The following is a 25,397-nucleotide window of genomic DNA, read 5'->3' as shown; positions in this document are numbered from 1 at the left end:
GCGCGAGGAGTGGATCTGGTGGCCAGGGGCGGGGTCGAACCGCCGACCTTCCGATTTTCAGTCGGACGCTCGTACCAACTGAGCTACCTGGCCGGGCACAACGACTGGAACTATAGCCGACCCCACAGTCCATCTCGCAAACGCCCACGACATGGAGCCGTGCCAGCCTCCGCCCGCACGGCGCGCCCGCCGCACTCCTCACCCAGAGCAGCCCAGGCGCGCTCCCCGTCACCAGCCCGCAGCTGGGGGTGCGCCCCGCCTCTGCGTGCGAGAGGCTGCAGACGGCATACGCGTCGTCACGCCCGACGTGACCGAACGCGGTCATGGAATGTTCAACCAACCACCCCCATGACAGAATGCACATCGCCGACATCGCAGAGCAGGGGAGTGACCGCATGACCGACAACGTTTCCGCACTGAGTGGGGACTGGGACTTCGACCCGGCCCACACCCGCATCGGATTCTCTGCGCGGCACGCCATGGTCACGACCGTCCGCGGCTCGTTCAACGACGTGACGGGTCGCTTCTACGCCGACCTCGACGACATGGACAAGTCCTACGCAGAGCTGACGCTCAAGGCGGCCAGCGTCGACACGCGCAACCAGCAGCGCGACGACCACCTGCGCAGCGCCGACTTCTTCGACGTCGAGCAGTGGCCCGACATCCGCTTCGTCAGCACCCAGATCGAGGAGGTCGAGGACAACGCCTTCGTCGTCTCCGGCGATCTCACAATCCGCGACATCACCAAGCCTGTGACGATCCCGCTCGAGCTGATGGGCGTGCAGACCGACGCCTTCGGTGCCCTGCGCGCCGGCTTCGAGGGCTCGCGCCGCATCAACCGCCGCGACTTCGGCCTCGAGTGGAACATGCCGCTCGACGCCGGCGGCATGCTCGTCTCCGAGAAGATCTCGCTCGAGTTCGAGATCTCCGCGATCAAGCGCGGCAGCGACGAGGGCGCCCAGCCAGAGGGCTGAGTCCGGCACCGCACAGACAGCAGAGGGCCGACCCGTCACAGGTCGGCCCTCCGTCATGTGCCACGGCACCGTGGAGGTATGCCGTGTGGCCGGCCCCGCGACCGCCTGCACCCCAAGGGCGCTCAGGTCACAGGCCGAGAAGGCGAGCTCAGGCGGCCGGCCCCTTGCTCCGCACGTCGGCGACGTGCGCCATCGCGTCACGCAGCTCGCTCAGCCAGTCGCCCTCGTGCTGACCGACGAGCTTGACGCACCAGGCGAGTGCATCCGCTCGTGACCGGGCGACGCCGGCGTCGACGAGCGTGTCGAGCACGAGCCGCTCCGGCTGGCGCAGGCGCGTCATCGCCGGTGCGGCCACGTGGGTGAAGAGCTCGGTGCGGTCACCGACGCGCACCGCCCACGACACCTTGCGATCGAAGCGGTGCTCGGCCTCCCGGGCGATCTCGATCCGGCGGCCGCGGGTGTCCTCGCGGAACGCCTTGGCCCGACCCGCCCTCGCCTCGGCGCGCTCGGCGTCGCTCGTGCCGTCGGGCAGGTCGACGTCGCCGATGGTCAGCACGACCGTGATCTCCTCGCGGTCCACCGTGACCTCGGGCCCCGACCCCTCGGCCCCTGCCGCAGCCTCGCCGCGCCATTCCTCGGGCAGGCGGCCGACGAACCAGCCGCGCACCCGCTCCTGTGCTTCATGAGTAATCATGTAATCATCATTACTCAGCGACACGCGAAGGTCAACGGTGTTCGCCGTGGACGAACACCGCTCACCGAAACACCGCGTCAGACCTGCCGCACCCGGATCGTGTAGCTCCCGGTCCCGGCGCGCGTGTAGTGCCGCACCTGGGCGAGGTAGCGCCCCGGCGTCAGCGCGCGACGGATCTTCGCGTTGCGCCCGTAGCCGCTGTCGTCGTCCTCCGCGATGAGCGCCGTCGGGCTGTCGGGCCCGTAGAGCTTGAGGTAGACGTCCGTCGTCCCTCGCGTGTAGAGCTCGAAGAGCCCGTCGTCGGCCACGTCGAAGGTGTAGAGGTCCTCCTCGCCCGGCGCGCCGATCGCGCCCGACACCTTGGGCCCGTCGACGACGATCGTCGGGGCGTCGCTGACGACGGGTGCCGTGCGCGGATACATCCCGGCGCCTGAGACGAACGCCTTGTCGAGGTTCGAGAGCACGTCGTTGGCGTGGGTTGCGATGCCGTTGAGCGTCCACGCCGCCGGGAAGGCGTAGAGCATGATCGAGTCGGGGTCGAACTGTGTCCCCTTGATCTGGTCGACCGCATACTTCCGGAAGACGTTGTGCCGCACCCGCGCCTCGTCCCACCGGTTCGGCGGCTTCGCGAGGGCCGCGATGACGACCGGCTCGTTCCACTGGATGCCGCCCGCCGGGTTCGAGTGCTCGTGCGCGAGCCCGATGGCGTGCCCGAACTCGTGCCCCGCCGTGCCGCCGTCGAGGAAGCCGAGGTTCATCGTCGCCTCGTCGGCGGGGATGCTCTTGCAGTCGGTGCCGACGTAGGACCAGGCGCCGTCACTCTGGTCGAAGGTGATGCGCAGGTCGGCCGCGATGTGGTCGCCGAAGTCGAAGCTGAGGTTGCAGGCCTGCTCCCACCACAGCGCCTCTGCTCGCGCCGTATTGCGTTCTGCCGCAGTGCCGCCGGTGAAGCTGACCGTCAGTCGCGAGCCGTTGGGCCAGGCCTTGCCGATCGGCGATATCGCGCGGTCGGCGCCGTCCTCCCCCCTCTCGCGCCGATGGGGCCGCATGAGGTTCTGCGGCAGGATCCGGTCGAAGCACACGTGCGGAGCAGCGTCCGTCGTGCCCTGGTCGGTGGTCTCTCGTGTCGTGTCTGCCATGACGTCCCCCTTGGAAGCGGGGCGCGAGGATGCGCCTCCTCCCATGGTCCTCGCGTCGCGACCTCGCCACAGGTAAATCGACGGTATGCCGTCCGGCCGGCCACCCGGCATACCCCTCGCTCCCCGCGGGGCGGGGACAGCACTCAGCCGGTGCGGCGCACGAGGTCGTGCACGAAGGCGAGCTTCGCGATGACCGTCTCACTGAGCACGAAGGGGTAGAGGTCGTCGTGGCCCATGCTTCGGTTGGAGGCGTTGAGGGCGTAGGACAGCGGCAGCCAGTGCGCGATCAGTGCCTCCACCGTCGGCAGCTCGCTCGGCACCTCAACGGGCCGCGTGTGTAGGTGCTGCGCCTTGGCGTCGACGACATCGGCGCCCTCGACGACGAGCCCGTAGGCGGCCGCGGTCTGGATCGAGTCGGTGATGTGCAGGTAGTGCGCGAAGGTCTCGGCCCAGTCCTCCCACGGGTGGGATGTGGCGTACTCGCTGACGTGCTCGGTGCGCCAGTCCGCGGGCGGGCCGTCGTCGTAGTGCTTCTCGAGCGACTGGGCGTAGTCGGCGCGCTCGTCACCGAAGAGCTCGCGGAAGGCGGCAAGCGAGTCCTCGCCCCGCTCCCACGCCCGGCGCGAGCCGTCGTCGCGGATCCAGCCGGTCTCGGGCACCGCGGCCTGCACGAGCACCTGCCAGTAGTAGTGGCCGGTCTCGTGGCGCAGGTGGCCGAGCATCGTGCGGTAGGCCTCGCCCATCTGCAGGCGCATCGCCTCGAGCTTGGCGTCGTTGCCCTCGGCGAGGTCGATCGTCACGACGCCGTCGGCGTGCCCGGTGATGACGGACTCGTCCCGGCTCGAGAGCAGCTCGAAGGCGACCCCCGCCGGGTCGTCGTCGAGGGAGACGACCGGCAGCACGAGGTCGAGCAGCTGGTAGATGAGCCGGCGCTTGGCCGACTCGGTCTTGGCCCACGCCGCGAGGCCCTCGGAGTCGGCGTCGTTGGGGCGCTTGCGGGTCAGCCGGCACGACAGGCACAGCTGGCCCGGACGGTCGACGAGCCACTGGCACCCGACCGGTCCGAGGTTGGCGCACGCCACCACCGACCCGTCCGTCGGCACCGGCACGAGCGCCATCCGGGGCATCGAGAAGCCCTGGTCGGTGCCGCAGGTGACACACACCGAGTTCTCGAAGCCCAGCAGGCTCGAGCAGACCGCGCACGCAAAGGCTCTCACCCGGTCGAGAGTAGGAGACCCGCGTTTCGTCGAGGTGAACGGCAGCGAGGTGAACGGCACAGCGGGTGAGATCAGGGGTGCGACGTAGACTCAGCGCTCGTGCAGTTCCTCAACGGTCTCCAGCCCCAGCTCGACCTCACCTACGACGACGTCTTCATGGTGCCGAGCCGCTCGTCGGTGACGAGCCGCCTCGACGTCGACCTCTCGACCGTCGACGGGTCGGGCACGACGATCCCCCTCGTCGTCGCGAACATGACCGCCATCGCGGGTCGGCGGATGGCCGAGACGGTGGCCCGGCGCGGTGGCATCACCGTCATCCCGCAGGACATCCCGCTCGAGGTCGTGCGCGACGTCATCGGCTGGGTCAAGCAGCGCCACCTCGTGCACGACACCGCGATCACGCTCGAGCGCCACCTGACCGCGGGTGAGGCCCTCGTCCTGCTGCAAAAGCGCGCCCACGGCGCCGCCATCGTCGTCGACGGCACCAAGCCGGTCGGCATCGTCACCGAGAAGGACCTCACCGGCGTCGACCGCTTCACGCAGGTCAAGGACGTCATGGGCCAGGAGATGGTCGTCCTGCCCGACGACATCGAGCCGCAGGAGGCCTTCGAACGGCTGCTCACCGCCCGCCGCCGGGTGGCACCGGTCGTGTCGGCGCAGGGCGAGCTCGTCGGCATCCTCACCCGCGGCGGTGCGCTGCGGGCCGGTCTCTACGACCCTGCGGTCGACGCCTCGGGGCAGCTCCGGGTCGCCGCGGCCGTCGGCATCAACGGCGACGTCGCCGCCAAGGCCGCCGAGGTGCTCGACGCCGGCGCCGACGTGCTCGTCATCGACACGGCCCACGGCCACCAGGACAAGATGCTCGACGCCCTGCGCGCAGTGCGGGCCCTGTCGCCCTCGGTGCCGGTCGTCGCGGGCAACGTCGTCTCCGCCGCCGGCACGCGCGAGCTCATCGAGGCCGGCGCCGACATCGTCAAGGTGGGGGTCGGCCCCGGCGCCATGTGCACGACCCGCATGATGACGGCGGTGGGGCGCCCCCAGTTCTCAGCCGTGCTCGAGTGCTCCACTGCCGCAAGGGAGCTCGGCAAGCACGTCTGGGCCGACGGCGGGGTGCGCCACCCGCGTGACGTCGCCCTCGCGCTCGCCGCAGGTGCCAGCAACGTCATGATCGGCTCTTGGTTTGCCGGCACGCTCGAGTCGCCCGGTGACCTCTACACCGACAACGACGGGAAGCAGTACAAGGAGTCCTTCGGCATGGCGAGCTCCCGCGCGGTGCGCGGGCGCACGGCCAGTGACACGGCCTACGACCGGGCCCGCAAGTCGCTCTTCGAGGAGGGCATCAGCTCGGCCCGCATGTATGTCGACCCCGCACGCCCCTCCGTCGAGGACGTCATCGACGAGATCATCGCGGGGCTGCGCAGCAGCTGCACGTATGCCGGTGCGCGCACTCTCGAGGAGTTCCACGAGCGGGCGATCGTCGGGCTCCAGAGCACGGCCGGCTTCGCCGAAGGGCGCCCCCTGCACACCTCCTGGTGATCGAAAGAGCAATCCGCCGGGGTCAGCGCGCCGGTGACGTACGGCGCGACTGCGGCGGATTGCTCTCTCGATCGGTTGGGCTGGGGTGCGCCCTTCCCAGCCGCTGGCCTTCTCTGTGATCGAAAGAGCAGTCCGCCGGGTGAGCGTGCGGGTGCCGCACCGCTTGACGGCGGCGGATTGCTCTTTCGATCGGGTCAGCTGGCGGGGATGGGAGGCGCGGCGTTGACGGGTGCCTTGGGCGTGCCACGGCCGATCAGCCGGCCACGCTCGCCCTTGGGCGGAAGCGCGAGGCGGAAGACCTTGGCCCACGCCTGGCCGACCTGACGGTGCATCGGGCCGGTCGTGTAGGGCAGGCCGTAGCGCTCGCAGATCTCGCGCAGCTCGACGGCGACCTCGTGGTAGCGGTTGCTCGGCAGGTCGGGGAAGCAGTGGTGCTCGATCTGGTGGCTGAGGTTTCCGGTCATCAGGTGCAGGGCCTTGCTGCCCGAGATGTTGGCCGAGCCGAGCATCTGGCGGATGTACCAGTCGCCGCGCGTCTCGCCCTCGATCTCCTCCTCGGAGAAGGTGTCGACGCCGTCGGGGAAGTGACCGCAGAAGATGACGGAGTGCGCCCAGACGTTGCGGATCGCGTTGGCCGTGAAGGTGCCGATGAGCGCCTGCTTGCCGGAGCCGAAGACGGCGGCGGCCGCGGGGGTGGCGACGTAGTCCTTGGTGAACTGCGTGACGACCTTGCGCCCGAGGGCCTTGAGGCTGACCTTGAGCTCATCGGTGGACTTCTCGCCCTGCTGCCAGGCCTCGAGCTCGAGGTCGTAGGCCGCGATGCCCCACTCGAAGAAGGGCGCGAGCACGAGGTTGATGGCCGGGTTGAAGATGTTGTAGGGCTGCCACGGCTGGTCGTCGGCCATGCGCAGCGTCGAGTAGCCCACGTCCTTGTCCTTGCCCAGCACGTTGGTCCACGTGTGGTGCAGGTCGTTGTGCGTGTGCTTCCACGCCGCAGCCGGCGTGACGAAGTCCCACTCCCACGTCGTGGAGTGGATGTCGGGGTCGCGCATCCAGTCCCACTGGCCGTGGAGCACGTTGTGCCCGATCTCCATGTTCTCGAGGATCTTGGCGACGGAGAGCATGGCCGTGCCGGCGACGAAGGCGGTCTTCTTCTTCGACAGCATCAGGGTGGCGCGGCCGGCGATCTCGAGCGTGCGCTGCACCTTGATGACGCGACGGATGTAGGCCGCGTCCGCGGCGCCGCGCGAGGCGATGATGCGGTCGCGGATGGCGTCGAGCTCCTGGCCGAGCTGCTCGACCTGCGCGTCGCTGAGGTGCGCGGCCGCGCGCGGGCGGGCCACCGGGTGGCCGGTGGTGGCGAGGATCGGCTTCTTCGGCCGGATCGCCGTCGTCGTATCAGACGCCTGCGAGGGCGAATCGGCTTGAATGGTGGGCCTGTTCACGGTCGTGGTCATGTCTGGGGTCCTATCTCAGATGTCCAGGTGGACGGGGCCGGCTGCAGCGTTGACGCAGGTCTGGATGAGCTCGCCCTCGTCACCGTGCACCTCGCCGGTGCGCAGGTCGCGCACCTTGCCGGCGACGAGCGGGATGAGGCAGCTCCGGCAGATGCCCATGCGGCATCCGCTCGGCATGACGACGCCGCATTCCTCGCCGGCGTCGAGGAGGGGGACGTCGCCAGCGACCTCCACCTCCTTGTCGGATTTCTCGAAGGTCACGAGGCCGCCCTCGCCGCCGCTCCCGGGGAGCAGGGCGGGGGCGAAGCGCTCGATCGTCAGGTTGGCGTGGGTGGCGTCGCTGCCGTCGCGCTGCCACAGCTCGGTCGCGGCGTCGAGGAAGTCGGCCGGACCGCAGGCGTATGCCGCACGGTCGCGCCAGTCGGGGCAGAGCGTCTCGAGGTCGGCGGGGTCTCCGAGGTCGAGACGGCGGGCGGGCGCGCCGGTGCCGGAGTCCCGGGTGAACCAGTGCTTGACCGTCAGCCCGGGGAACTGGTCGGCCAGCTCGAGCAGCTCGTCGTGGAAGAGCGCGTCGTCGGGAGTGCGGGCCGAGTGGATGAGCACGACGTCTGCGTCCGGGCGGCGGGGCACGAGGGTGCGGATCATCGACATGACCGGCGTGAGTCCGCTGCCCGCGGTCAGCATGAGCAGCGGCAGCGGGTGCTCGGGAAGCACGAAGTCGCCCTGTGGGGTGTCGAGGAAGAGGATGTCGCCGACCTTGGTGCTGCGGGCGAGCGCCGTCGACACGACGCCCATGGCGGTGACGGTGATGGCGGGGTCGTGGCCGACAGCGGCCGAGAGGGAGTAGCTGCGCCAGTGGCGCACCCCGTCGATCTCGACGCCGATTCGGGCCCACTGGCCGGCCGCGTGGGGGTTCCAGCCGCGCCCGGGCCGGAAGTGGATGGTCGTCGAGTCGGACGTCTCGCGCACGACCTTCGTCACGACGCCGCGCAGCTGGCGCGACGACGACAGCGGGTTGATCAGGCCGAGGATGTCCTCGGGTGCCAGCGGGGTCGTCAGGATCGACGCCATACGCCGGAGCACTCTGATCTGGGCCATACCACCATGATTGCGCCCGCAGGCCCCCTATATCTTGGGGCACGGCGTACTCTTTGGGCCAAGAAACTGTTGTTTGACGACAGAAATTAGGTGCGCGCTGTGGTCCAGACCACGTCAGACCCCCCGTGGTTGTATCTGCCGGCGGAAATCACCACTGCGCTCCGCCCGGTCGTGCGCGACATCGTCGAGGCCATCATCGAGGGCATCCCGCGCGACGTGCCCGTCTATGCGATGCCGATGGAGGGTCGCTTCGGGCAGGGCGTGCGCCAGGGCGTCACGGTGGCCATGCACCGCTTCCTCGACCTGCCGGGGACCCGCCTCGAGGCGCTGTCGCCCGACGGCAAGTGGATCTACGAGAGCCTGGGCCGCGGCGAGGTGCGCTCGGGGCGCAGTCTCGAGTCGCTGCTGGCTGCCTACCGCTACGGCGCCCGCGTCACCTTCCGGGCCATCTCAAGGCTCGTCGACGTGTCACAGATGCCGCCCGACGTGCTGCTCGCGCTCGGCGAGTCGCTCTTCGCCTACATCGACGAGATCTCGGCCGCGAGCGCCCAGGGCTATGCCCAGGAGCAGTCGGAGCGCGCGGGGGAGCAGCAGCGGGTGCGGGCCGAGCTGCTCGAGATGCTCCTGCGCGGTGACTCCAGCGACGGGGGCCCCGCGCGCCTTGCTGCGGCCGTCGGCTGGACCCTGCCTGAGTCGGTCGTCGTCGCCCTCGTGCCCTTCCCGCACGTCGATGGCTTGCGCGCCGCCCTCGGACCCGAGGCGCTGGTGGCCGAGCGGGGCACCGACGTCGTCGTCGTCTTCCCGGCCACCTCGACCGTCCGGCGCCGGCGGCAGCTCGACCGGGCGCTCGCCGGACGCCGGGCGGTCGTCGGGCCACCGCGGCCGTGGCAGCGGGCGGGCGAGTCGCTCCAGCTCGCGACCTCGGCAGGGGCGCACGGCATCGGCGCGAGCCCTGACGCGGGCGCCACGTCGGGCGCTGACGGTGACATAGGGGCGGCAGTCTGGGTCGAGGACCACCTCGCCGAGCTCATCGTGCGCGCCGAGCCGCTCGCGACCGACGACCTCGCACGTCGCCGCCTCGCACCGCTCGACGACCTGCGGCCGCTCGTGCGGGAGCGGCTCACCGAGACTCTCCTGTCGTGGCTCCGTCACCAGGGGCAGCGCGCGCCGATCGCCGAGGAGCTCTTCGTCCACCAGCAGACCGTGGGCTATCGCGTCAACCAGCTGAGGCAGATCTTCGGCAACGACCTCGACGACCCGGAGGCCCGCTTCGAGCTCGAGCTCGTGCTCCGCGCCGGCCACCGCTGACCACTGCAAACCCAACGTCGAGTGCTCACTTCCCAACGCGCAAACCCGGGGCGGCCCCAACTCGTCCGGTGGAAACTGCCCACTCGACGCGAGGGCACGTCGAGTGTGCAGTTTCGGACGCGCGTGCGCCGTGGGGAAATGGGCACTCGACGCAACCCAACGTCGAGTGGGCAGTTTCCGACGCGCGTACGCCGTGAGAATCGGGCACTCGACGCGAGTGCACGTCGAGTGGCCACCTCCGGACACGCATACGCCCGTGGGGAACTGGGCACTCGACGTGACGCGACCTCTGTCAGAGGACGCGGATCGGGGTGCCGTCGAGGTAGGCGACGATGTCGTCGACCACGCCCGCGAAGAACGTCGCGTAGACGTCCTCGGTGACATAGCCGAGGTGGGGCGTCAGCAGGGTGCGGGGAGCCGTGCGCAGCGGGTGGTCGGCCGGCAGCGGCTCCTCGTCGAAGACGTCGAGACCGACGCCGCCGAGGTGCCCGCGCTCGAGGGCCGCGAGCAGGGCGGGCTCGTCGATGATCGGCCCCCGCGAGGTGTTGACGAGCAGCGCGTCGAGGCGCATGAGGCCGAGCTCGCGGTGCGAGAGCAGCCCACGGGTGCTCTCGCCGAGCACGAGGTGGATCGAGACGACGTGCGAGTCGGCGAGGAGGTCGTCCAGCGCCACGGCCCGGGCCCCCGCGGCGGCCGCGCGCTCGTCGGTGAGGTGGGGGCTCCACGCGACGACGTCCATGCCGAAGGCGCGGCCGACGGCAGCCACCTGGCTGCCGATGCGCCCGAGCCCGAGCAGCCCAAGGGTGCGGCCGGCGAGGTCGGTGCCGACCGTCGTCTGCCAGCCACCGGTGCGCACCGCCGTCGCCTCGGTGACGAGGTGGCGCGCCAGCCCGAGCACGAGGGCCCACGTCAGCTCGGCGGGGGCCGTGGCGCGGCTCTCCGTGCCGCACACGGTGATGCCGGCGCTCGCGGCCGCGTCGAGGTCGATGCTGGAGTTGCGCCGCCCGGTCGTGACGACGAGCCGCAGCCGGGGGAGGCGGCCGAGCACCGCGGCGGGCAGTGGCGTGCGCTCGCGCATGACGACGACGGCGTCGTAGGGGGCGAGCCGCTCGATCAGGGCGGCGGGCTCGCTGACGTGGTCACGGAAGACGTCCACCGGGCACGTCTCGCCCGTGCCGGCGCTGTCGACGCGTGAGGTCACCGGGGACCAGTCGGCGCTGCTGAGGGCCACGCCCTGGTAGTCGTCGAGCACCGCGATCCGCATGCGACCCACCCTAGGACGACAGAAGCGCCGCTCTCGCTGAGAGCGGCGCCTCCATGTGAAGCGACCCCGACCGGGCTCGAACCGGCGACCTCCGCCGTGACAGGGCGGCGCGCTAACCAACTGCGCTACGGGGCCTTACTGGTGGTGCGTGTCGTGCTGGGTGGAACTGTACTGCGTATCCCCAACGGGATTCGAACCCGTGCTGCCGCCGTGAAAGGGCGGAGTCCTAGGCCGCTAGACGATGGGGACCGGCCCGACCATTCCGTTTGGGACGTCGAAACTATATGGTCTGCGAGGTCGCGCGACCAAATCGGCCCCGATCAGCCCTTGGCCCAGGCTCGCACGTCGTCGACCGGCCACGTCGTGACGATGCGCTCGGCCGGGATGCCGAGGCGCTCGGCACGCTCGCAGCCGAGCGACTTCATGTCGAGCTGGCCGGGCGCGTGGGCGTCGGAGTCGATGGTGAAGAGGCAGCCGAGGTCGCGCGCGAGCTCGATGAGATCGTCGGGCGGGTCGCACCGCTCGGGGCGGGAGTTGATCTCGACCGCGACGTCGTGCTCGAGGCAGGCCCGGAAGACCTTCTCGGCATCGAACTGCGACGGCGGCCGCTTGCCCCTGCCGCCCGTGACGAGCTGGCCCGTGCAGTGGGCGAGGACGTTGGTGTGCGGGTTGCGCACCGCGGCCACCATGCGGGGCGTCATCTCGAACGACGGCTGGCGCAGCTTGGAGTGGATCGAGGCGGTGACGACGTCGAGCTGGTCGAGCATGTCGTCGTCCTGGTCGAGGGTGCCGTCGAGGTGGATGTCGACCTCGATGCCCTTGAGCAGGGTGAAGGCGTCGCCGAGGCTCGCGTTGATCGCCTCGACCCGCGCCAGCTGGTCGGTGAGGCGCTCGCGGCTCAGGCCATTGGCGATCGTGAGCCGCGGGGAGTGGTCGGTCAGGGCCATCCACTCCTGGCCGAGCTCGACGGCGGCGAGCACCATCTCCTCGATCGGGCTGCCGCCGTCGCTCCAGTTGGAGTGGGCGTGCAGGTCGCCGCGCAGGGCGGCATAGAGCTCGGCGCCGACAGTGGTCAGCGGTGCGCCGTGCTTCTCCTCGACGGAGGCGAGGTAGGCCGGCACCACCCCGCGCACCGCCTGGCCGATGATGGCGGCGCTCGAGTCGCCGATCCCCTTGATCTGCTTGAGCGTGCCGGCCTCGACGCGCTCGTGCAGTTCCTCCTCGGAGATGAGCGTGATGGCCTCGCTCGCCTTGCGGAAGGCGTCGACGCGATAGCTGCTCTCACGGCCTCGCTCGAGCAGGAAGCAGACGCGTCGCAGCGCCTCCTGCGGGCTCATCGGCGCCTGCGGCGGGGTCGGCTGCTCCATGGCGGCAGCCTAGCCAGCCCCGCCGACGCCACCCGGCGCGAAGCAGCGACCCGACTTAGCGCAGCGGCGTCGAGATCGTGCCGTCCGGCAGCTTGCCCGTGTCGGCCGCTACCTCCACGCTGACGAGCCCCGGTCCGTAGTGCCGGGCGAGCACTCCCGGCGACAGCCCCTCGACCGCGGCCACGACGACGCGGTCGCTGCGCGCGTCGATGCGCACCCCGGTGATGTCGACACCCTGGGCCCTCCACTGTGGGGCGTCGGCGACGATCTGGTCGGCGACGGCGCGCTTCACGGCATACGAGTTGGCGACGGTCGCGAACTCCGCGTCACCCGGCGAGGGCATCGCTCCGGTGACGAGGGCCTCGAGGGCGGGGTCGGAGCGCGTCACGGTGACGACGATGCGGCCCATCCCGTCGCCGGCCGCGTAGGCGCCGGCGAAGACGTCGGCGAACTCCGACGTGAGGCGCGGCTCGATGCTCTCGAAGGCCGTGCGCTGCGGCGTCGCGGGCCCGGTGAACCACGCCGACCCGTCGCGGGCGCCCGGCATGTCGGGGGGCGCGCTCGGCAGAGCCGTGCCCGTCGGTATGCCGGTCGGCAGGCTCGTCGGGGCCAGGCCCGGCACGGCGCCGCTGTCGGTCTCTAGGTCCTGCCCGCCGCCGGCGCTGTCGACGGCGCGCTCCTGCACGGCCGAGCCGGCGCTCGTGCTCGCACCCCCCTGCTGCCCGACGACCCAGGCTCCACCGACCGCACCGACGACCACGAAGGCCGCCGCGGCGCCGAGCGCCGCGTTGCGGCGGCGCGAGGTGCGCGCCCGTCCCCGCAGGAGCGCACGCTGCACGAAGAGGTCGTCACGAGGGGGCTCGAGGTCGTCCACGGCACCCAGCACCTTTCGCAGTCGGTGCCCGCCGTCCTCGGGCTGGTCAGGCTCGGGCGTCGGCAGGCGGGTCGGGTCGTCGGTCATGTCGCGGCTCCTGCCCCGGTCAGCGGTGGCTCGGCGAGCCGGTCGCGCAGGGCCGCGAGGCCCCGGTGGATGTGGCTCTTGATCGTGCCCTCGGCGACCCCCGTGCACTCGGCGATCTGGGGCACCGTGAGGTCCTCCCAGAAGCGGAGCACGAGCACGGCCCGCTGCTTCTCGGGCAGGTCGGCGAGCAGTGCGGTGAGGGTCATCGCGAGCTCGCGGTCGTGGTCGGAGGTCACGGGCTCGGGCGGGCTGTCGGTGAGGACCTCGCGCTTCCGCTTGCGCTGGTCGTTGAGGTAGAGGTTGAGCATCGTGCGTCTCGTGTAGGCCGTCTCGGCGCCGGTCGCGATGCGCGGCCAGGCGACGTAGACCCGGGCGAGGGCCTCCTGCACGAGCTCGTCGCCGTCGGCCCAGTTGCCGCAGAGCAGGAAGGCGCGGCGGCGCAGCAGCGACTGCCGCTCGTCGACGAACGCGCGGAAGGCGGCTTCGTCCCTGCGCCTCATCTGCTCCCTGTCGGTGTCGTGGGTGTGGGTCAGGTGGTGGTGGTCGTGAACTCGTCCTACACCAGCATGGACACGCGAGCCCCCGGAACCGTTGCACGTTGGGGCCGACCAGGGGTCGTCAGCAGACGCGACCGAGCTCGAGCAGCGCGAGCATGAGGGCGGCGACGGTCTCGCCGTCGGTGATCTCGCCGCGACGGATCATCGCCAGAGCCTCCGCGACCGGCACGCGCGAGACGGCCGAGATGCCTTCTGCGACCTGCTCGCCGGAGCGGTCAGCGTCGTCGATCGCCTCCGCTGCACCGCCGGCGGGGCGCAGGTCGGTGGCGAGATAGACCACCTCGGGGGCGCGGCAGATGCCGTTGAGCGCGGTGACGTCGCCCACCCGGCGCCACGTGCCGGCGGCGAGACCTGTCTCCTCGGCGAGCTCGCGACGGGCGGCGACGAGGGGGTCCTCGCCGTCGGTGCCGCCCGCCGGCACCTCGACCGAGGGGCCGACGGTGTGCCGGTCGACGGTGACGAGCACGACCTCGTCGGCGTCGGTCAGGGCGACGACGAAGACCGCGGGACGGCGCACCTCGACCACCCCGTAGACGCCGGGTGAGCCGTCGGGCCGCACGACCTCGTCCTCCCGGACCACGATCCACGGGTTCTCGTAGGCGACGCGTGTGCGCGTCACCGGCCAGGTCATCGACGGGCTCGCTCTCGCATGCCCCGATCGTCGCAGCCCGGCAGTCGACGTGGCACGGTGGCATGAGCCGGTATGCCGTGTCGCCGGGTGAGCGTCAGGGTGGCCTCCCAGCAGGGCGGGCCACGCGGCATACGCCGGGGTGGGCGGGTCTGCCCCTCGTCAGGCAGCGGCCTCGACGTCGAGCAGGAAGCGCTTGGCTGCGAGCCCACCGAGGTAGCCCCCGAGGCCACCGTCGGAGCGCACGACCCGGTGGCAGGGCACGACGATGGGCACGGGGTTGGTGGCGCAGGCACTGCCGACCGCCCGCACCGCCCGGGGGCTGCCCGTCGATGCGGCGACCTCTGCATAGCTCTCGGTGTGCCCGTAGGGGATGTCGCGCAGGTGGCGGAGCACCTCGCGGCGGAAGCCGTGGGCGAGGCGGAGGTCGACTGGCGTGTCGAAGCTGTGGCGCCGGCCGGAGAAGTAGTCTTCGAGCTCGCGGGCCAGACCGTCAAAACGCTTGTCGTCACGCAGGATCCGTGAGCCGATGCGCGTGGCTAGCGAGTCGAGGACGGCGTCGTGGTCCTCGCTCTCGAAGGCGAGGCGGGTCAGGCCGACGTCGGTCGCGGCCAGGAGCAGGCGGCCGACGGGGGAGTCGACGACGCGATAGCCGAGGTCGAGCGACGTTGTGGCAGAAGCGCGCTGCACCAAGCGGTCGTGCAGCGCCGCGACCTCTGCTGTCAGGGCATCGGCCTGCCGGGGTGTGGCTAGGGCGTGGATCCGGCTGTCAGACATGGGAACTCACTTCTTCTCTCGCGGCGTAGGTGAGGCGCAGGCGGGCGATGCCGTCGGCGCAGGCGCGGCGTGCCGCAGCCGGCGTGCCGCCGACGATCGATGCCACCTCGCTGTGCGGCAGCCCCGCGACGTGGTGGTAGGCCACGCACTGGCGCTGCTTGTCGGGCAGGTCGGCGAGCGCCGACCACAGGGCGTCGTCGGGGAGTGCCTGCTCGGGGTGGTCGGCTCGCGATGCGATGGGCTCGGGCAGCTCGTCGACGGGCACCGCGCGGCGAACGCGGGCCCGGGCGACGTCGATCGCCTTGCGGTGCGCGATGGTGACGAGCCAGGCCCGCACATCGGCGTCGTCGGGCAGGTCGGGCCAGGCCCGCAGGGCGGAGAGGAAGGTCTCCGACCACGCGTCGTCGGCCTCGTCTACGCCGAGCACGGCGCGGCAGACACGCAGCACCACGGTGCCGTGCTCGGTGACGGCCTGCTCGAACGGTCGCTTCATGTCCTGTGGACGCTCCGGCCTCCAGAAGTGTGAGGTCCCTCAGTGTGGCGGATGCGTTGGGGTGGCCACCCGCGGTGGTCTGGGGTCAGAAGAGACGGCCGGCGTCGGCGGCGTGCGGCTCCTCGAGCGCGAGGAGGTGTCGCTTGCGACCCAGCCCTCCGGCATACCCCACGAGGGAGCCGTCGGCTCCGATGACGCGGTGGCACGGCACGACGACGGCGATCGGGTTGCGGCCGTTGGCCGTGCCGACCGCCTGGGCGAGGTTGCGGTCGCCGAGGGCGCGCGCGAGGTCGCCGTAGCTGCGCGTCTCGCCGTAGGGGATCTCGCGCAGCAAGGCCCAGACGCGCTGGTGGAAGTCGTCACCGCGCGGGGCGAGCGGCAGGTCGAACTCGCGCAGCTCGCCCGCGAAGTAGGCGTCCAGCTGGGCCGCGGCGCTGGCGAACGGCTCCGCCCGAGGGTCACCTGGCTCGCCCAGCACGTCGGGGTCGTCGGGGCGGTACTTCGCGGCGTCCATGAGCACGTGCGTGATCGCGCCGTCGACGGCGACGACGGTCAGCTCGCCGATCGGCGAGGCCACGACGACGTGCGAGGGGCTCACGGTCGTTCGGGCCCCGCCCCTGACGTGGTCTCGTGCGAGGCCAGGATGTCGTCGTGCGTCGGCACGGGGAACTCTGCGGCGTAGTCGCCGTAGGCGCGGGGGTCCTCCGACGGCTCGAGGTGGCAGGTCAGGGCGATCTCGCCGAAGCCGTCGTGCACCGCGGCCTCGACCTCCTCTACGAGGTCGTGCCCCTGCTGCACGGTCCAGGCGCCGGGCACGAGCACGTGCACCTCGGCGAAGCGGTGGTGCCCCGACTCGCGGGTGCGCAGGGCATGGAAGTGCACGTCGCGCGTGACGAAGCCGGCGAGGATGTCGGCGATCGCGCGGTTGTCCTCCTTGGACATCGAGATGTCCATGAGGCCCGCGGTCGACTCGCGGATGAGCTTCCAGCCCGTCCACACGATGTTGATGCCGACGAGGAAGGCGACGATGGGGTCGAGCCGCTCGATGCCCGTGAGGGCCACGACGAGCACGCCGACGACGACACCGGCCGACGTCCACACGTCGGTCATGAGGTGCTTGCCGTCGGCGGTCAGCGTCAGCGACCGGTAGCGGCGACCCGCGCGCAGGAGCACGAGGGCCACCCCGCCGTTGACGAGGGAGGCGACGACGGAGATCGCGAGGCCGATGCCGACGTTCTCGATCGGGCGGGGGTTGAGGAAGCGCTCGACCGCGGTGTACATGATGACGAGGGCGGCGACGAAGATCATCATCCCCTCGATGGCAGCCGAGAAGTACTCGGCCTTGGTGTGGCCGTAGTGGTGGTTCTTGTCGGCCGGCATGGCCGCCACCTTGAGGGCCACGAGCACCGCGACCGCCGCCACGAGGTTGACGACCGACTCGGCTGCGTCGGAGAGCAGACCGACCGAGCCCGTGACGCGCCACGCGATGACCTTGAGGGTGATCGTGACGATCGCAGCGGCGATCGAGAGGTAGGCGAAGCGACTCAGGTCGCGCGTCTGCTGGGCACGCGGACCACCGACCGGGGTGGTGGCGGTCGGTGGGCTCTCGTTCGATGACACCCGTCCAGTGTGACAAGACCGACCGACAGCGGGCGCGTCGGGACTGCTCTGCGGACAACCGCTGCAAAGTCAGGTGCCCGGAATGGTGCGGATGTGGGAGCAGCGGGTAGGACACCACTATCCGATCGAGAGGAGTCCAAACGATGGGACTCATTGACAAGGCCAAGAACGCCGGGGAAGACCTCAAGGGCAAGGCCAAGGAAGCAGCCGGGAAGTCGACCGACAACGAGCGGCTCGAGGCCGAGGGCCAGCGAGACCAGGCTCAGGCCGACCTCAAGCAGCGGGGAGAGCAGCTCAAGGACGCGGGCGACGACGTCAAGGACGCCTTCAACCGCTGAATCGACCGGCACTTCCCGGCGAGGTGGGTCGGTCCCTTCGGGGGCCGGCCCACTGGTCTGTCCGCCGCCAGAGCGTGGGTGGAGCCGGCGGAGGGGTTGTCTGGGCGGCGCGGGTCCGTGAGGCTCGGGGGCAACGCCGACGACCCATCGAGAGGTGTCACCCGAGATGAGCACGACCGCCCAGCCTGCCGCCCCCACCGATCCCGCCGGTCACGCCGCACCCGCCGTCCCCGCCGCGACGGCGGAGGAGATTGGGGCGATGGACGCCTGGTGGCGCGCCAACAACTACCTGACAGTCGGTCAGATCTACCTGCAGGACAACCCACTCCTACGACGGCCGCTCACCTCCGACGACATCAAGCCGCGGCTGCTCGGCCACTGGGGCACGAGCCCGGGCCTCTCGTTCATCTACACGCACCTGTCGCGGGTGATCCGGCACACCGGCCAGGAGACGATCTACCTCACCGGTCCCGGACACGGTGGCCCGGCGCTCGTCGCCGCCGGCTACCTCGAGGGCACCTACAGCGAGATCTATCCCGACGTGTCCCTCAACGAGGAGGGCGTCAAGCGTCTCTTCCGCCAGTTCTCTGCCCCCGGCGGCATCCCGAGCCACGTCTCCGTCACGACGCCCGGCTCGATCCACGAGGGTGGTGAGCTCGGTTACGTGCTCGTGCACGCCTTCGGTGCGGTGATGGACAACCCCGACCTGCTCGCGCTCGCCGTCGTCGGCGACGGCGAGGCCGAGACGGGCCCGCTCGAGGGGTCGTGGAAGGGGATCTCCTTCCTCAACCCGGCGCGCGACGGCGCCGTCCTGCCGATCCTGCACCTCAACGGCCACAAGATCGCCGGCCCGACGGTGCTCGGGCGCAAGGACCCGGTCGAGGTGCGCAGCCTGCTCGAGGGCCACGGCTACGAGGTGTTCGAGGTCGAGGGCGGTGACCTGCCCGGCATGCACGAGCGCTTCGCTGGGACGCTCGCGACGGCATACGGCTGCATCAAGACGATCCAGGCTGCGGCGCGCGGCGGCGACTGGGACGGCACCCGTCCGCGCTGGCCGCTCATCGTGCTCCGCTCACCCAAGGGATGGACGGGCCCCGAGGAGGTCGACGGCATCGCGGTCACCGGCACGTGGCGCTCGCACCAGGTGCCGCTGTCCGGCGTCAAGGGCAACGACGAGCACCTCGCCGTGCTCGACACGTGGCTGAAGTCCTACCGACCGGAGGAGCTCTTCGACGAGAACGGCGCGCCGACGGCGATCGTGCGCAGCGCCAATCCCGAGGGTGACCTGCGGATGAGTGCCTCACCCCATGCCAACGGCGGGTCCGGGGTGGGCGATCTCGACCTGCCCGACTTCCGCGACTTCGCCCGCGACGTGCCGGCGCCTGCGACCGTGCGCGAGGAGTCGACCCGGGCGATCGGCGAGCTGATGCGCGAGCTCTACGTGCGCAACCCCCACTCGTTCCGGCTCTTCAGCCCCGACGAGACCAACAGCAACCGCGTCGGGGCCGTCTTCGACGTCTCCGACCGGATGACGGCCGAGCGGGTCGAGCCCGCCGACGTCAAGCTCTCCCGCGACGGGCGGGTCATGGAGGTGCTCTCCGAGCACAGCTGCCACGGGTGGCTCGAGGGCTACACCCTGACGGGGCGGCACGGGCTCTTTGCCACCTACGAGGCGTTCGCGATGGTCAGCGCGTCGATGACCGTGCAGCACAGCAAGTGGCTGCAGGAGGCCAACCGCCTCGACTGGCGTGCCGATGTGCCGAGCCTCAACATCCTGCTCACCTCGACCGCGTGGCGCAACGACCACAACGGCTTCTCGCACCAGGGCCCGGGGCTGATCCAGACTGTCCTCAACGCGCGGGGTGACGTGGCCCGTGTCTATCTGCCGCCGGACGCGAACTGCCTTCTGTCCGTTGCGGATCACTGCTTCCGGTCGAAGAACTACGTCAACCTCATCGTCATCGACAAGCAGCCGCAGCCGCAGTGGCTGACGATGGACGAGGCGATCGCCCATTGCGCCAATGGAGCCGGCACGTGGGACTGGGCCGGCAACGACGATGGTGACCGCGACCCCGACGTCGTGCTCGCCTGTGCGGGTGACGTCGTGACGATGGAGGTCGTCGCGGCGGCGCAGATCCTCAAGGAGAGGCTGCCGCAGCTGCGCTTCCGCGTCGTCAACGTCGTCGACCTCATGACGCTGCCCCGGGTGCGCAGCCACCCCCACGGCATGGACGACGTGCGCTTCGGCGAGCTCTTCACCAACCACGTCGACGTCGTCTTCGCCTTCCACGGCTATCACGGCGCGATCCACCAGCTGCTGCACGGCCGCCCTGACGCCGACCGCTTCCACGTGCGCGGCTTCAGCGAGGAGGGCACGACGACAACGCCGTTCGACATGGTCGTGCGCAACGGGGTCGACCGCTACCACCTCGTGATGGACGCCATCAACAACGCGGGTCGCCAGGTGCGCGGGTCCAGCGAGCTCAAGGCGTGGTGCGAGGAGCAGCTGACGACGCACGAGCACTACATCGTCGAGCACCTCGAGGACATGCCGCAGGTGCGTGACTGGGTCATGACGACCGTGGTCGACGACTGACCCCGAGCACCACGAGGGGTATGCCGTCCGGCCGGCCGGGCGGCATACCCTCGCACGCCTAGGCGCTGACGTTCTCGAGGACGACGGCGAGGCCCTGACCCACGCCGATGCAGATGCACGCCACCCCCCAGCGGTCACCACTGCGTTGGAGGCTGCGCGCCAGGGTGCCGAGGATGCGGCCGCCCGACGCGCCGAGCGGGTGACCGATCGCGATGGCGCCCCCGTGCCGGTTGACGATCTCGGGGTCGATGTCCCACGCGTCGAGGCAGGCGAGCGACTGTGCCGCGAAGGCCTCGTTGAGCTCGACGGCGGCGACGTCGCCCCAGGTGATGCCGGCCCTGGCCAGGGCCTGGTTGGCCGCCTCGACGGGCGCGAAGCCGAAGAGCTGCGGGTCGAGGGCGCTGGCACCCCGCCCGGCGATGCGAGCGACCGGGGCGAGGCCGACCTCGTCGGCAGCAGCAGCGCTGCCGAGCAGCACGGCCGAGGCGCCGTCGTTGAGGGGCGAGGCGTTGCCGGCGGTCACGGTGCCGTTCTCCGCACGGAAGGAGGTGCGGAGCCCGGCCAGCCGCTCGGGCGTCGTGTCGGAACGGATCGACTCGTCGCGAGCCAGGTCGACGCCGGGCACCGGCACGACGAGGTCGTCATAGAAGCCCGCGCTCCACGCCGCGTCGGCGAGGCGGTGCGATCGGGCCGCGAAGGCGTCCTGCCGCTCGCGCGAGATGCCGTGGCGCTCCCGCAGCTGCTCGGTGGCCTCGCCGAGCGAGACGGTCCACTCGGACGGCATCGCCGGATTGACGAGCCGCCAGCCGAGTGTCGTCGAGGCGAGTGCGAGATCGCCTGCGGGGTAGGGCTTCTCGGTCTTGGGCAGCACCCAGGGGGCCCGCGTCATCGACTCCACCCCGCCGACGATGACGACGTCGGCCTCCCCGGTGGCGATCTGCCGGGAGGCGATCATCGCCGCGTCGAGGCTCGAGCCGCAGAGCCGGTTGACCGTCGTGCCCGGGATGGACGTCGGCAGGCCGGCGAGCAGCGTCGCCATGCGCGCGACGTTCCGGTTGTCCTCGCCGGCCCCGTTGGCGTTGCCGAAGACGACCTCATCGACGTGCGCGCCGGCGCCGTCACCCGTCAGCCCTGGTGCTCGATCGACGATGGCACGGACGACGAGGGCGGCGAGGTCGTCGGGTCGGGTGGTCGCGAGGGCGCCGCCGAAGCGACCGAAGGGAGTGCGGACGGCGTCGTAGACGAACGCGTCGTTCATGTGCGCACCTCGTCGAGGCGGTGGGTCATGGCGGTCTCCTTCGTCCGGTGCGGCGAGCATGCCACGTCGACACGTCGCCGATCCTGCAGGCCTGGGGTGGCTGGGGCCATCCGGCGCGAGGCGGGTGCGGGCCCGACCCGGTTGCACGTGCGACACAGTCGCATCTAGCGTGGGTCCGTGGCGGTCGATCTGGGGGTCTCGAGCGGTGCTCGCACGTCGGTGCTGTCCAGGCTGACCCGGGGCGAGCGGCGCAGCGTCATCGGCATGAGCCTCGTCGTGCTGCTGCTGCACGTCGTCGGCTGGGGGCTGCTCGTCGGCGTCGTGGCGCCGCAGGAGTACCAGGTCGCCGGCCAGCTCTTCGGTGTGGGACTCGGCGTCACGGCATACACCCTCGGCATGCGGCACGCCTTCGACGCCGACCACATCGCAGCGATCGACAACGCGACCCGCAAGCTGATGAGCGACGGACAACGGCCGATGAGCGTCGGCTTCTGGTTCAGCCTCGGGCACTCGTCGGTCGTCTTCGCGATGGTCATGCTGCTCGCCCTCGGCATCCGCGCACTCGCGGGAGCGATCGCCGACGACGGCTCGCAGCTCCAGCAGATCACGTCGGTCTGGGGGACCTCGATCTCCGGAGTCTTCCTCGTGCTCATCGGCCTGATCAACCTCGCCGCCCTCATCGGCATCCTCGACGTCTTCCGGCGGATGCGGTCGGGTGACTACGACGAGGCCGAGCTCGAGCGGCAGCTCGACAAGCGCGGCTTCCTCAACCGCATCCTCGGGCGGGTCAACCGGGCCGTCAGCAAGCCGTGGCACATGTATCCCGTGGGCGTGCTGTTCGGCTTCGGCTTCGACACCGTCACCGAGGTCGGCCTGCTCGTCATCGCCGGCGGCGCCGCTGCCGCCAACCTGCCGTGGTATGCCGTCCTCACCCTTCCGGTGCTCTTCGCTGCGGGCATGTCGCTGCTCGACTCCATCGACGGGTCGTTCATGAACTTCGCCTACGGCTGGGCCTTCAGCAAGCCGGTGCGCAAGCTCTACTACAACATCACCGTCACGTCGCTCTCGGTCGCCGTCGCGCTCGTCATCGGGGTCATCCAGCTCATCTCGATCCTCACCGACAAGCTCGAGATCACCACCGGCCCGCTCGCCTGGATCGGAGGCATCGACCTCGCCAGCATCGGCTTCTGGATCGTCGGGCTCTTCGTCGCGACTTGGCTGCTCGCGCTCGCCATCTGGCGCTGGGGGCGCATCGAGGAGCGGTGGACGACCGGCTTCACGGACTGAGCGTTGTTGCGGCGCCGGGCCACCCGGCATACGGGATGGTTGGAGTGGTGGGCCCCGTCGGGCTCGAACCGACGACCGGCGGATTAAAAGTCCGATGCTCTACCGACTGAGCTAGAGGCCCGGAGACCGCACCCGTCCCGAGGGCGGCGCGATCACGGCCTCAGTATGCCGTAGGGCTGGGACCGGCCCGACGGTGGCGCCGGGATGACGGGACGTGCTCCGGATGAGATTCTGGTGGGGCGAGAGCACGGCTTTGATCCACAGGAGGAGCGATGAGCGGGCGCCCGGCCTTCGGTGAGTGCGTCTACGACTACGGCACGGCCACGTGGTGGTGGTCAGATGACATGTATGTCGTCGCAGGTCTGACGCGCACCGAGGCCGACCCGTCCGAGATGCTCTTCAAGCGGATGCACTCCGACGACCGGGAGCGCATCGCAGAGACGCTCGCGGCCGCACTCGAGGCGGGCGAGCCGCTCTCGGGCCAGTACCGCCTGTTCGACGAGTCCGACCGGCAGCGCTCCATCGCCTTCGTCGGTGATGCCGAGCGCGACGAGGACGGGTGCCTCCTGCGCATGCGGGGCTATGCCTTCGACGTCACCGACGTCGTGGGGGACCTGTCCAACGCAGCCGTGGCGGCGGCGACGGCCAACCGGGCAGCCATCGAGCAGGTCAAGGGCGCCCTGATGTTCGCCTACGGGCTCGACGACGCCGCGGCTTTCGGCATCCTGTCGCGCTACTCGCAGGCGAGCAACGTCAAGCTGGGCGTCATCGCGCAGCGCGCCGTCGAGCAGCTCGGCCGAGCCAAGGCGGGCGACGCCTCCGTCATCCAAGTCGTCGAGGCGGCTGCGTCCGGCTCCTAGGAGAGCCGGACGGCACTGGCAGCACTGTCGGCGACGACGCGGCATACGGCCACGACAGCGAAAACAGCAGTGCGGTGTGCCCCGACGGGGCACACCGCACGTGGACTGCGGGGGAGCGAGGCTCTCGTCAGGCGGAGACGAGCTCTGCCGGACGGAGGTCGGCCGGCTCGAGGTGCTCACGCAGCTCGTCGAGGATGCGGCGGAGCAGGCGGCTGACCTGCATCGCCGACAGGCCCAGCGAGGAAGCGATCTCGGCCTGGGTCATGTCGCGCGTGAAGCGCAGCTCCACGATCTCGCGGTCTCGGGGTGTGAGCCGCTGGAGGGCGGTGCGAACGATGATCCCCTCGTCGAGGCCAGGGTCGCCGATCGCGTCCGCCCGGCCGTCGATGAGGTCGAGCACGGGGCGGCCGCCGTCGGCGGTCGTCGCGTCGAGCGACGCCGGGCGCAGGTTGGTCGCTGCCACCTGGGCGTCCTTGACGGCTTCGATCGTGAGGTCGAGCTCGGCTGCGATCTCCTCGAGGCTCGGCTCGTGGCCGAGGCTCTGCTCGAGCCGTGACCGCGAGTCCGTGACGAGCTGGCGGCGCTCCTGCAGGCTGCGCGGGGGGCGCACCAGCCAGCCGTGGTCGCGGAAGTGTCGACGCAGCTCGCCCGTGATCGTCGGCGTCGCGTAGGCCCCGAACTCCGTGGGCTGCGCGAGGTCGAAACGTTGGACAGCCTTGAGCAGTGCCAGGAAGGCGACCTGCTCGAGGTCGTCCCGGTCGATGCCCTTGCCGGCGTATCGGTGGGCGAGCGAACGAGCCAGCGGCAGGTGCATGCGCGTCACGTCCTCGAGGGCCCGGGAGCGCTCGAACTCGCTTGCGGCAGTGCGGACTGTGGCGATGAGCTCTCGGGTGCGCGCGTCGCGCGGACCCCGTGTCGGGTCGGTCATGCGTCCTCCATCAAAGATGTGGCGGCGCTTTCTTGACCTCCTCGACAGACATTAGACAAAGAGTGGACACGGTGCAACTGACGTGTCCAACGTTGCTCCCGGCCCGAGGTCGGTGCGGCGTCGGTGGGGGTCGGCGCCGGGGCGTCGTCAGTGTGGGGGACTAGCCTGCTGGGATGAGCGAGAGCGAGCACCGCAACCACAGGCGGCCCGCCTTCTTCAGCCCGTCCGCCCTCGAGGCCCACGGGCCGGCCTACGACCCCACCGAGCAGATCCACGTCGCCCACGAGACGGCGCTCGCCCTCGTCCACGCCGGTCGGGCGGCTGCCGACCCGGCCGTCACCCAGAAGCTCGTCGCCCTCGTCGACGACATCGGCCTGTCGACGCTGGCCGAGCTGTGGTCGCAGCGACCGGCCCGCTCGCTCCCCGGAGCACTGTGGCGCCTCTACGTCCTGCGGGAGTGGGTCCAGCGTGCCCCCGACGAGGCCAGCCGCGAGTATGCCGCGGGCATCCGTTTCACCGGCCCCAACCATGCCGTCGCCGGCGCGGCCGAGCCCCCCGGTCCGCAGGAGATGAGCCGCGTCATCGACGAGGTGCTGCGGGGTGTCTTCGAAGGAGACCTGGCCGTGGCGCTCGAGCGGGCGGCGGCCTTCTGCCGCGTCGTGTCCGCGGGCCGAGCCGACATCTCCTCCGGCGGCGCCACGGCGCAGCAGGCGGCCAATATGTTCGTCATGGCCGACGACCTCTCGGCCGGCGCGCGACTGTGGCGGGCCGACGCACTCGACTGAGCACTCGAATGGCCGGGGGCTTGCACATCGAGACCTTTGGTGATCCTCCCCGGCAGGATTTATCCTTTTCCTCGCGTCGGGTCGCGGTAGCCCCGGGTCCCAAATTCAGCCGCTACGAGCGGCCCTGTGCCGAGAGGCGCTCCCGGCCCGACGCCACAACTTCCGCCATGGCTGCCTCCGCCGTCGTCACTGCCTCCGCCGCCGCGACCCGTCTGGGCGGTCTGGGGCGTCAGTGCTGCCGAAGCCGCCTCGGCA

At 70.8% G+C, this 25,397-nt stretch carries 24 protein-coding genes and 4 tRNA genes; 8 read left to right on the top strand and 20 right to left on the bottom strand.

Annotation, left to right across the window (positions count from 1 at the left end; genetic code table 11):
* Positions 1-16: 16 nt before the first annotated feature.
* A tRNA-Phe gene (locus LG278_RS18195) sits at positions 17-93 on the bottom strand.
* 302 nt (positions 94-395) lie between these two features.
* On the opposite strand from LG278_RS18195, the gene LG278_RS18190 reads away from it, so the two are divergent.
* Positions 396-974 carry a YceI family protein gene (locus tag LG278_RS18190; RefSeq protein ID WP_404388934.1) on the top strand — a complete coding sequence of 193 codons (579 nt, stop codon included), beginning with the start codon at positions 396-398 and terminating at the stop codon, positions 972-974.
* A 148-nt stretch (positions 975-1,122) separates the two neighbouring features.
* Here the strand turns inward: LG278_RS18190 and LG278_RS18185 are convergent, their stop codons facing one another.
* The 3 genes from LG278_RS18185 to LG278_RS18175 form a co-directional block, all read right to left on the bottom strand.
* The gene (locus LG278_RS18185) at positions 1,123-1,668 is read right to left on the bottom strand and encodes a hypothetical protein (RefSeq protein WP_404388933.1); all 546 of its coding nucleotides are present in this window, start codon (positions 1,666-1,668) and stop codon (positions 1,123-1,125) included.
* 77 nt (positions 1,669-1,745) lie between these two features.
* A complete protein-coding gene (locus LG278_RS18180) occupies positions 1,746-2,807 on the bottom strand; it encodes a M12 family metallopeptidase (RefSeq protein ID WP_404388932.1) in 1,062 nt (353 codons plus the stop codon).
* Between the two features lie 143 nt (positions 2,808-2,950).
* Positions 2,951-4,024, bottom strand: coding sequence for a putative zinc-binding metallopeptidase (locus tag LG278_RS18175; protein WP_404388930.1), 1,074 nt, complete (start codon positions 4,022-4,024; stop codon positions 2,951-2,953).
* A 99-nt stretch (positions 4,025-4,123) separates the two neighbouring features.
* On the opposite strand from LG278_RS18175, the gene LG278_RS18170 reads away from it, so the two are divergent.
* Complete coding sequence (locus LG278_RS18170; protein WP_404388929.1) at positions 4,124-5,560, top strand: GuaB1 family IMP dehydrogenase-related protein; 1,437 nt, start codon at positions 4,124-4,126, stop codon at positions 5,558-5,560.
* Positions 5,561-5,754: 194 nt separating this feature from the next.
* On the opposite strand, the gene LG278_RS18165 is transcribed toward LG278_RS18170, so the two are convergent.
* Both LG278_RS18165 and LG278_RS18160 read right to left on the bottom strand, forming a co-directional pair.
* Entirely contained in the window at positions 5,755-7,017 is a 1,263-nt protein-coding gene (locus LG278_RS18165) for a fatty acid desaturase family protein (protein ID WP_404388928.1), read from the bottom strand.
* 15 nt (positions 7,018-7,032) lie between these two features.
* Positions 7,033-8,115: a ferredoxin reductase gene (locus tag LG278_RS18160; RefSeq protein ID WP_404388927.1), complete on the bottom strand. Its 1,083-nt coding sequence runs from the start codon at positions 8,113-8,115 to the stop codon at positions 7,033-7,035.
* Positions 8,116-8,214: 99 nt separating this feature from the next.
* On the opposite strand from LG278_RS18160, the gene LG278_RS18155 reads away from it, so the two are divergent.
* Positions 8,215-9,423 (top strand): PucR family transcriptional regulator, encoded by a 1,209-nt coding sequence (locus tag LG278_RS18155; RefSeq protein WP_404388926.1) that lies wholly within the window; start codon positions 8,215-8,217, stop codon positions 9,421-9,423.
* Between the two features lie 292 nt (positions 9,424-9,715).
* On the opposite strand, the gene LG278_RS18150 is transcribed toward LG278_RS18155, so the two are convergent.
* The 11 genes from LG278_RS18150 to LG278_RS18100 form a co-directional block, all read right to left on the bottom strand.
* Positions 9,716-10,687: a D-2-hydroxyacid dehydrogenase family protein gene (locus LG278_RS18150; protein WP_404388925.1), complete on the bottom strand. Its 972-nt coding sequence runs from the start codon at positions 10,685-10,687 to the stop codon at positions 9,716-9,718.
* A 61-nt stretch (positions 10,688-10,748) separates the two neighbouring features.
* A tRNA-Asp gene (locus LG278_RS18145) sits at positions 10,749-10,822 on the bottom strand.
* Positions 10,823-10,863: 41 nt separating this feature from the next.
* A tRNA-Glu gene (locus LG278_RS18140) sits at positions 10,864-10,936 on the bottom strand.
* 71 nt (positions 10,937-11,007) lie between these two features.
* On the bottom strand, positions 11,008-12,054 hold the full coding sequence (locus tag LG278_RS18135) for a PHP domain-containing protein (RefSeq protein ID WP_404388924.1): 1,047 nt from the start codon (positions 12,052-12,054) through the stop codon (positions 11,008-11,010).
* A 55-nt stretch (positions 12,055-12,109) separates the two neighbouring features.
* Positions 12,110-13,015: a hypothetical protein gene (locus tag LG278_RS18130; RefSeq protein ID WP_404388923.1), complete on the bottom strand. Its 906-nt coding sequence runs from the start codon at positions 13,013-13,015 to the stop codon at positions 12,110-12,112.
* Entirely contained in the window at positions 13,012-13,515 is a 504-nt protein-coding gene (locus tag LG278_RS18125; protein WP_404388922.1) for an RNA polymerase sigma factor, read from the bottom strand. Before LG278_RS18125 ends, LG278_RS18130 begins: the two co-directional genes overlap by 4 nt.
* Positions 13,516-13,633: 118 nt before the next feature.
* Positions 13,634-14,203 carry an NUDIX domain-containing protein gene (locus tag LG278_RS18120; protein WP_404388921.1) on the bottom strand — a complete coding sequence of 190 codons (570 nt, stop codon included), beginning with the start codon at positions 14,201-14,203 and terminating at the stop codon, positions 13,634-13,636.
* Between the two features lie 159 nt (positions 14,204-14,362).
* Positions 14,363-14,977 (bottom strand): methylated-DNA--[protein]-cysteine S-methyltransferase, encoded by a 615-nt coding sequence (locus tag LG278_RS18115; RefSeq protein WP_404388920.1) that lies wholly within the window; start codon positions 14,975-14,977, stop codon positions 14,363-14,365.
* Positions 14,970-15,470, bottom strand: coding sequence for an RNA polymerase sigma factor (locus tag LG278_RS18110; RefSeq protein WP_404388919.1), 501 nt, complete (start codon positions 15,468-15,470; stop codon positions 14,970-14,972). Before LG278_RS18110 ends, LG278_RS18115 begins: the two co-directional genes overlap by 8 nt.
* An 85-nt stretch (positions 15,471-15,555) precedes the next feature.
* Complete coding sequence (locus tag LG278_RS18105; protein WP_404388918.1) at positions 15,556-16,068, bottom strand: methylated-DNA--[protein]-cysteine S-methyltransferase; 513 nt, start codon at positions 16,066-16,068, stop codon at positions 15,556-15,558.
* Positions 16,065-17,090, bottom strand: coding sequence for a cation diffusion facilitator family transporter (locus LG278_RS18100; RefSeq protein WP_404388917.1), 1,026 nt, complete (start codon positions 17,088-17,090; stop codon positions 16,065-16,067). Before LG278_RS18100 ends, LG278_RS18105 begins: the two co-directional genes overlap by 4 nt.
* Before the next feature lie 143 nt (positions 17,091-17,233).
* Between LG278_RS18100 and LG278_RS18095 the strand changes: the two genes are divergently transcribed.
* Positions 17,234-17,428, top strand: a complete 195-nt coding sequence (locus tag LG278_RS18095) for a CsbD family protein (RefSeq protein ID WP_404388916.1) — start codon at positions 17,234-17,236, stop codon at positions 17,426-17,428.
* A gap of 166 nt (positions 17,429-17,594) precedes the next feature.
* Positions 17,595-20,024 (top strand): phosphoketolase, encoded by a 2,430-nt coding sequence (locus LG278_RS18090; RefSeq protein ID WP_404388915.1) that lies wholly within the window; start codon positions 17,595-17,597, stop codon positions 20,022-20,024.
* A gap of 58 nt (positions 20,025-20,082) precedes the next feature.
* Here the strand turns inward: LG278_RS18090 and LG278_RS18085 are convergent, their stop codons facing one another.
* Positions 20,083-21,282 carry a thiolase family protein gene (locus tag LG278_RS18085; protein ID WP_404388914.1) on the bottom strand — a complete coding sequence of 400 codons (1,200 nt, stop codon included), beginning with the start codon at positions 21,280-21,282 and terminating at the stop codon, positions 20,083-20,085.
* Between the two features lie 177 nt (positions 21,283-21,459).
* Here LG278_RS18085 and LG278_RS18080 point away from each other — a divergent pair, with 177 nt between their 5' ends.
* Positions 21,460-22,569, top strand: coding sequence for a HoxN/HupN/NixA family nickel/cobalt transporter (locus LG278_RS18080; RefSeq protein ID WP_404388913.1), 1,110 nt, complete (start codon positions 21,460-21,462; stop codon positions 22,567-22,569).
* Positions 22,570-22,614: 45 nt separating this feature from the next.
* Here LG278_RS18080 and LG278_RS18075 read toward each other — a convergent pair.
* Positions 22,615-22,690, bottom strand: a tRNA-Lys gene (locus LG278_RS18075).
* 151 nt (positions 22,691-22,841) lie between these two features.
* Between LG278_RS18075 and LG278_RS18070 the strand changes: the two genes are divergently transcribed.
* Positions 22,842-23,429 (top strand): ANTAR domain-containing protein, encoded by a 588-nt coding sequence (locus LG278_RS18070; RefSeq protein ID WP_404388912.1) that lies wholly within the window; start codon positions 22,842-22,844, stop codon positions 23,427-23,429.
* A gap of 127 nt (positions 23,430-23,556) precedes the next feature.
* On the opposite strand, the gene LG278_RS18065 is transcribed toward LG278_RS18070, so the two are convergent.
* Positions 23,557-24,357 (bottom strand): sigma-70 family RNA polymerase sigma factor, encoded by an 801-nt coding sequence (locus LG278_RS18065; protein WP_404388911.1) that lies wholly within the window; start codon positions 24,355-24,357, stop codon positions 23,557-23,559.
* A gap of 173 nt (positions 24,358-24,530) precedes the next feature.
* Here LG278_RS18065 and LG278_RS18060 point away from each other — a divergent pair, with 173 nt between their 5' ends.
* Entirely contained in the window at positions 24,531-25,142 is a 612-nt protein-coding gene (locus LG278_RS18060) for a hypothetical protein (RefSeq protein WP_404388910.1), read from the top strand.
* Positions 25,143-25,397 lie beyond the last annotated feature (255 nt).

Origin of the sequence: Humibacillus xanthopallidus (assembly GCF_044793955.1) — a bacterium.
In the GTDB taxonomy this organism is placed as follows: domain Bacteria; phylum Actinomycetota; class Actinomycetes; order Actinomycetales; family Dermatophilaceae; genus Humibacillus; species Humibacillus xanthopallidus_C.
This window is presented reverse-complemented; position numbering and strand designations above follow the sequence as displayed.

What these genes read in the sequence shown, in the direction of transcription:
- LG278_RS18190 (WP_404388934.1), top strand. Translation starts at nt 396, where the DNA reads ATGACCGACAACGTTTCCGCACTGAGTGGGGACTGGGACTTCGACCCG.
- LG278_RS18185 (WP_404388933.1), bottom strand. Translation starts at nt 1,668, where the DNA reads ATGATTACTCATGAAGCACAGGAGCGGGTGCGCGGCTGGTTCGTCGGC.
- LG278_RS18180 (WP_404388932.1), bottom strand. Translation starts at nt 2,807, where the DNA reads ATGGCAGACACGACACGAGAGACCACCGACCAGGGCACGACGGACGCT.
- LG278_RS18165 (WP_404388928.1), bottom strand. Translation starts at nt 7,017, where the DNA reads ATGACCACGACCGTGAACAGGCCCACCATTCAAGCCGATTCGCCCTCG.
- LG278_RS18160 (WP_404388927.1), bottom strand. Translation starts at nt 8,115, where the DNA reads ATGGCCCAGATCAGAGTGCTCCGGCGTATGGCGTCGATCCTGACGACC.
- LG278_RS18150 (WP_404388925.1), bottom strand. Translation starts at nt 10,687, where the DNA reads ATGCGGATCGCGGTGCTCGACGACTACCAGGGCGTGGCCCTCAGCAGC.
- LG278_RS18135 (WP_404388924.1), bottom strand. Translation starts at nt 12,054, where the DNA reads ATGGAGCAGCCGACCCCGCCGCAGGCGCCGATGAGCCCGCAGGAGGCG.
- LG278_RS18130 (WP_404388923.1), bottom strand. Translation starts at nt 13,015, where the DNA reads ATGACCGACGACCCGACCCGCCTGCCGACGCCCGAGCCTGACCAGCCC.
- LG278_RS18125 (WP_404388922.1), bottom strand. Translation starts at nt 13,515, where the DNA reads ATGAGGCGCAGGGACGAAGCCGCCTTCCGCGCGTTCGTCGACGAGCGG.
- LG278_RS18120 (WP_404388921.1), bottom strand. Translation starts at nt 14,203, where the DNA reads ATGACCTGGCCGGTGACGCGCACACGCGTCGCCTACGAGAACCCGTGG.
- LG278_RS18115 (WP_404388920.1), bottom strand. Translation starts at nt 14,977, where the DNA reads ATGTCTGACAGCCGGATCCACGCCCTAGCCACACCCCGGCAGGCCGAT.
- LG278_RS18110 (WP_404388919.1), bottom strand. Translation starts at nt 15,470, where the DNA reads ATGAAGCGACCGTTCGAGCAGGCCGTCACCGAGCACGGCACCGTGGTG.
- LG278_RS18095 (WP_404388916.1), top strand. Translation starts at nt 17,234, where the DNA reads ATGGGACTCATTGACAAGGCCAAGAACGCCGGGGAAGACCTCAAGGGC.
- LG278_RS18090 (WP_404388915.1), top strand. Translation starts at nt 17,595, where the DNA reads ATGAGCACGACCGCCCAGCCTGCCGCCCCCACCGATCCCGCCGGTCAC.
- LG278_RS18085 (WP_404388914.1), bottom strand. Translation starts at nt 21,282, where the DNA reads ATGAACGACGCGTTCGTCTACGACGCCGTCCGCACTCCCTTCGGTCGC.
- LG278_RS18070 (WP_404388912.1), top strand. Translation starts at nt 22,842, where the DNA reads ATGAGCGGGCGCCCGGCCTTCGGTGAGTGCGTCTACGACTACGGCACG.
- LG278_RS18065 (WP_404388911.1), bottom strand. Translation starts at nt 24,357, where the DNA reads ATGACCGACCCGACACGGGGTCCGCGCGACGCGCGCACCCGAGAGCTC.
- LG278_RS18060 (WP_404388910.1), top strand. Translation starts at nt 24,531, where the DNA reads ATGAGCGAGAGCGAGCACCGCAACCACAGGCGGCCCGCCTTCTTCAGC.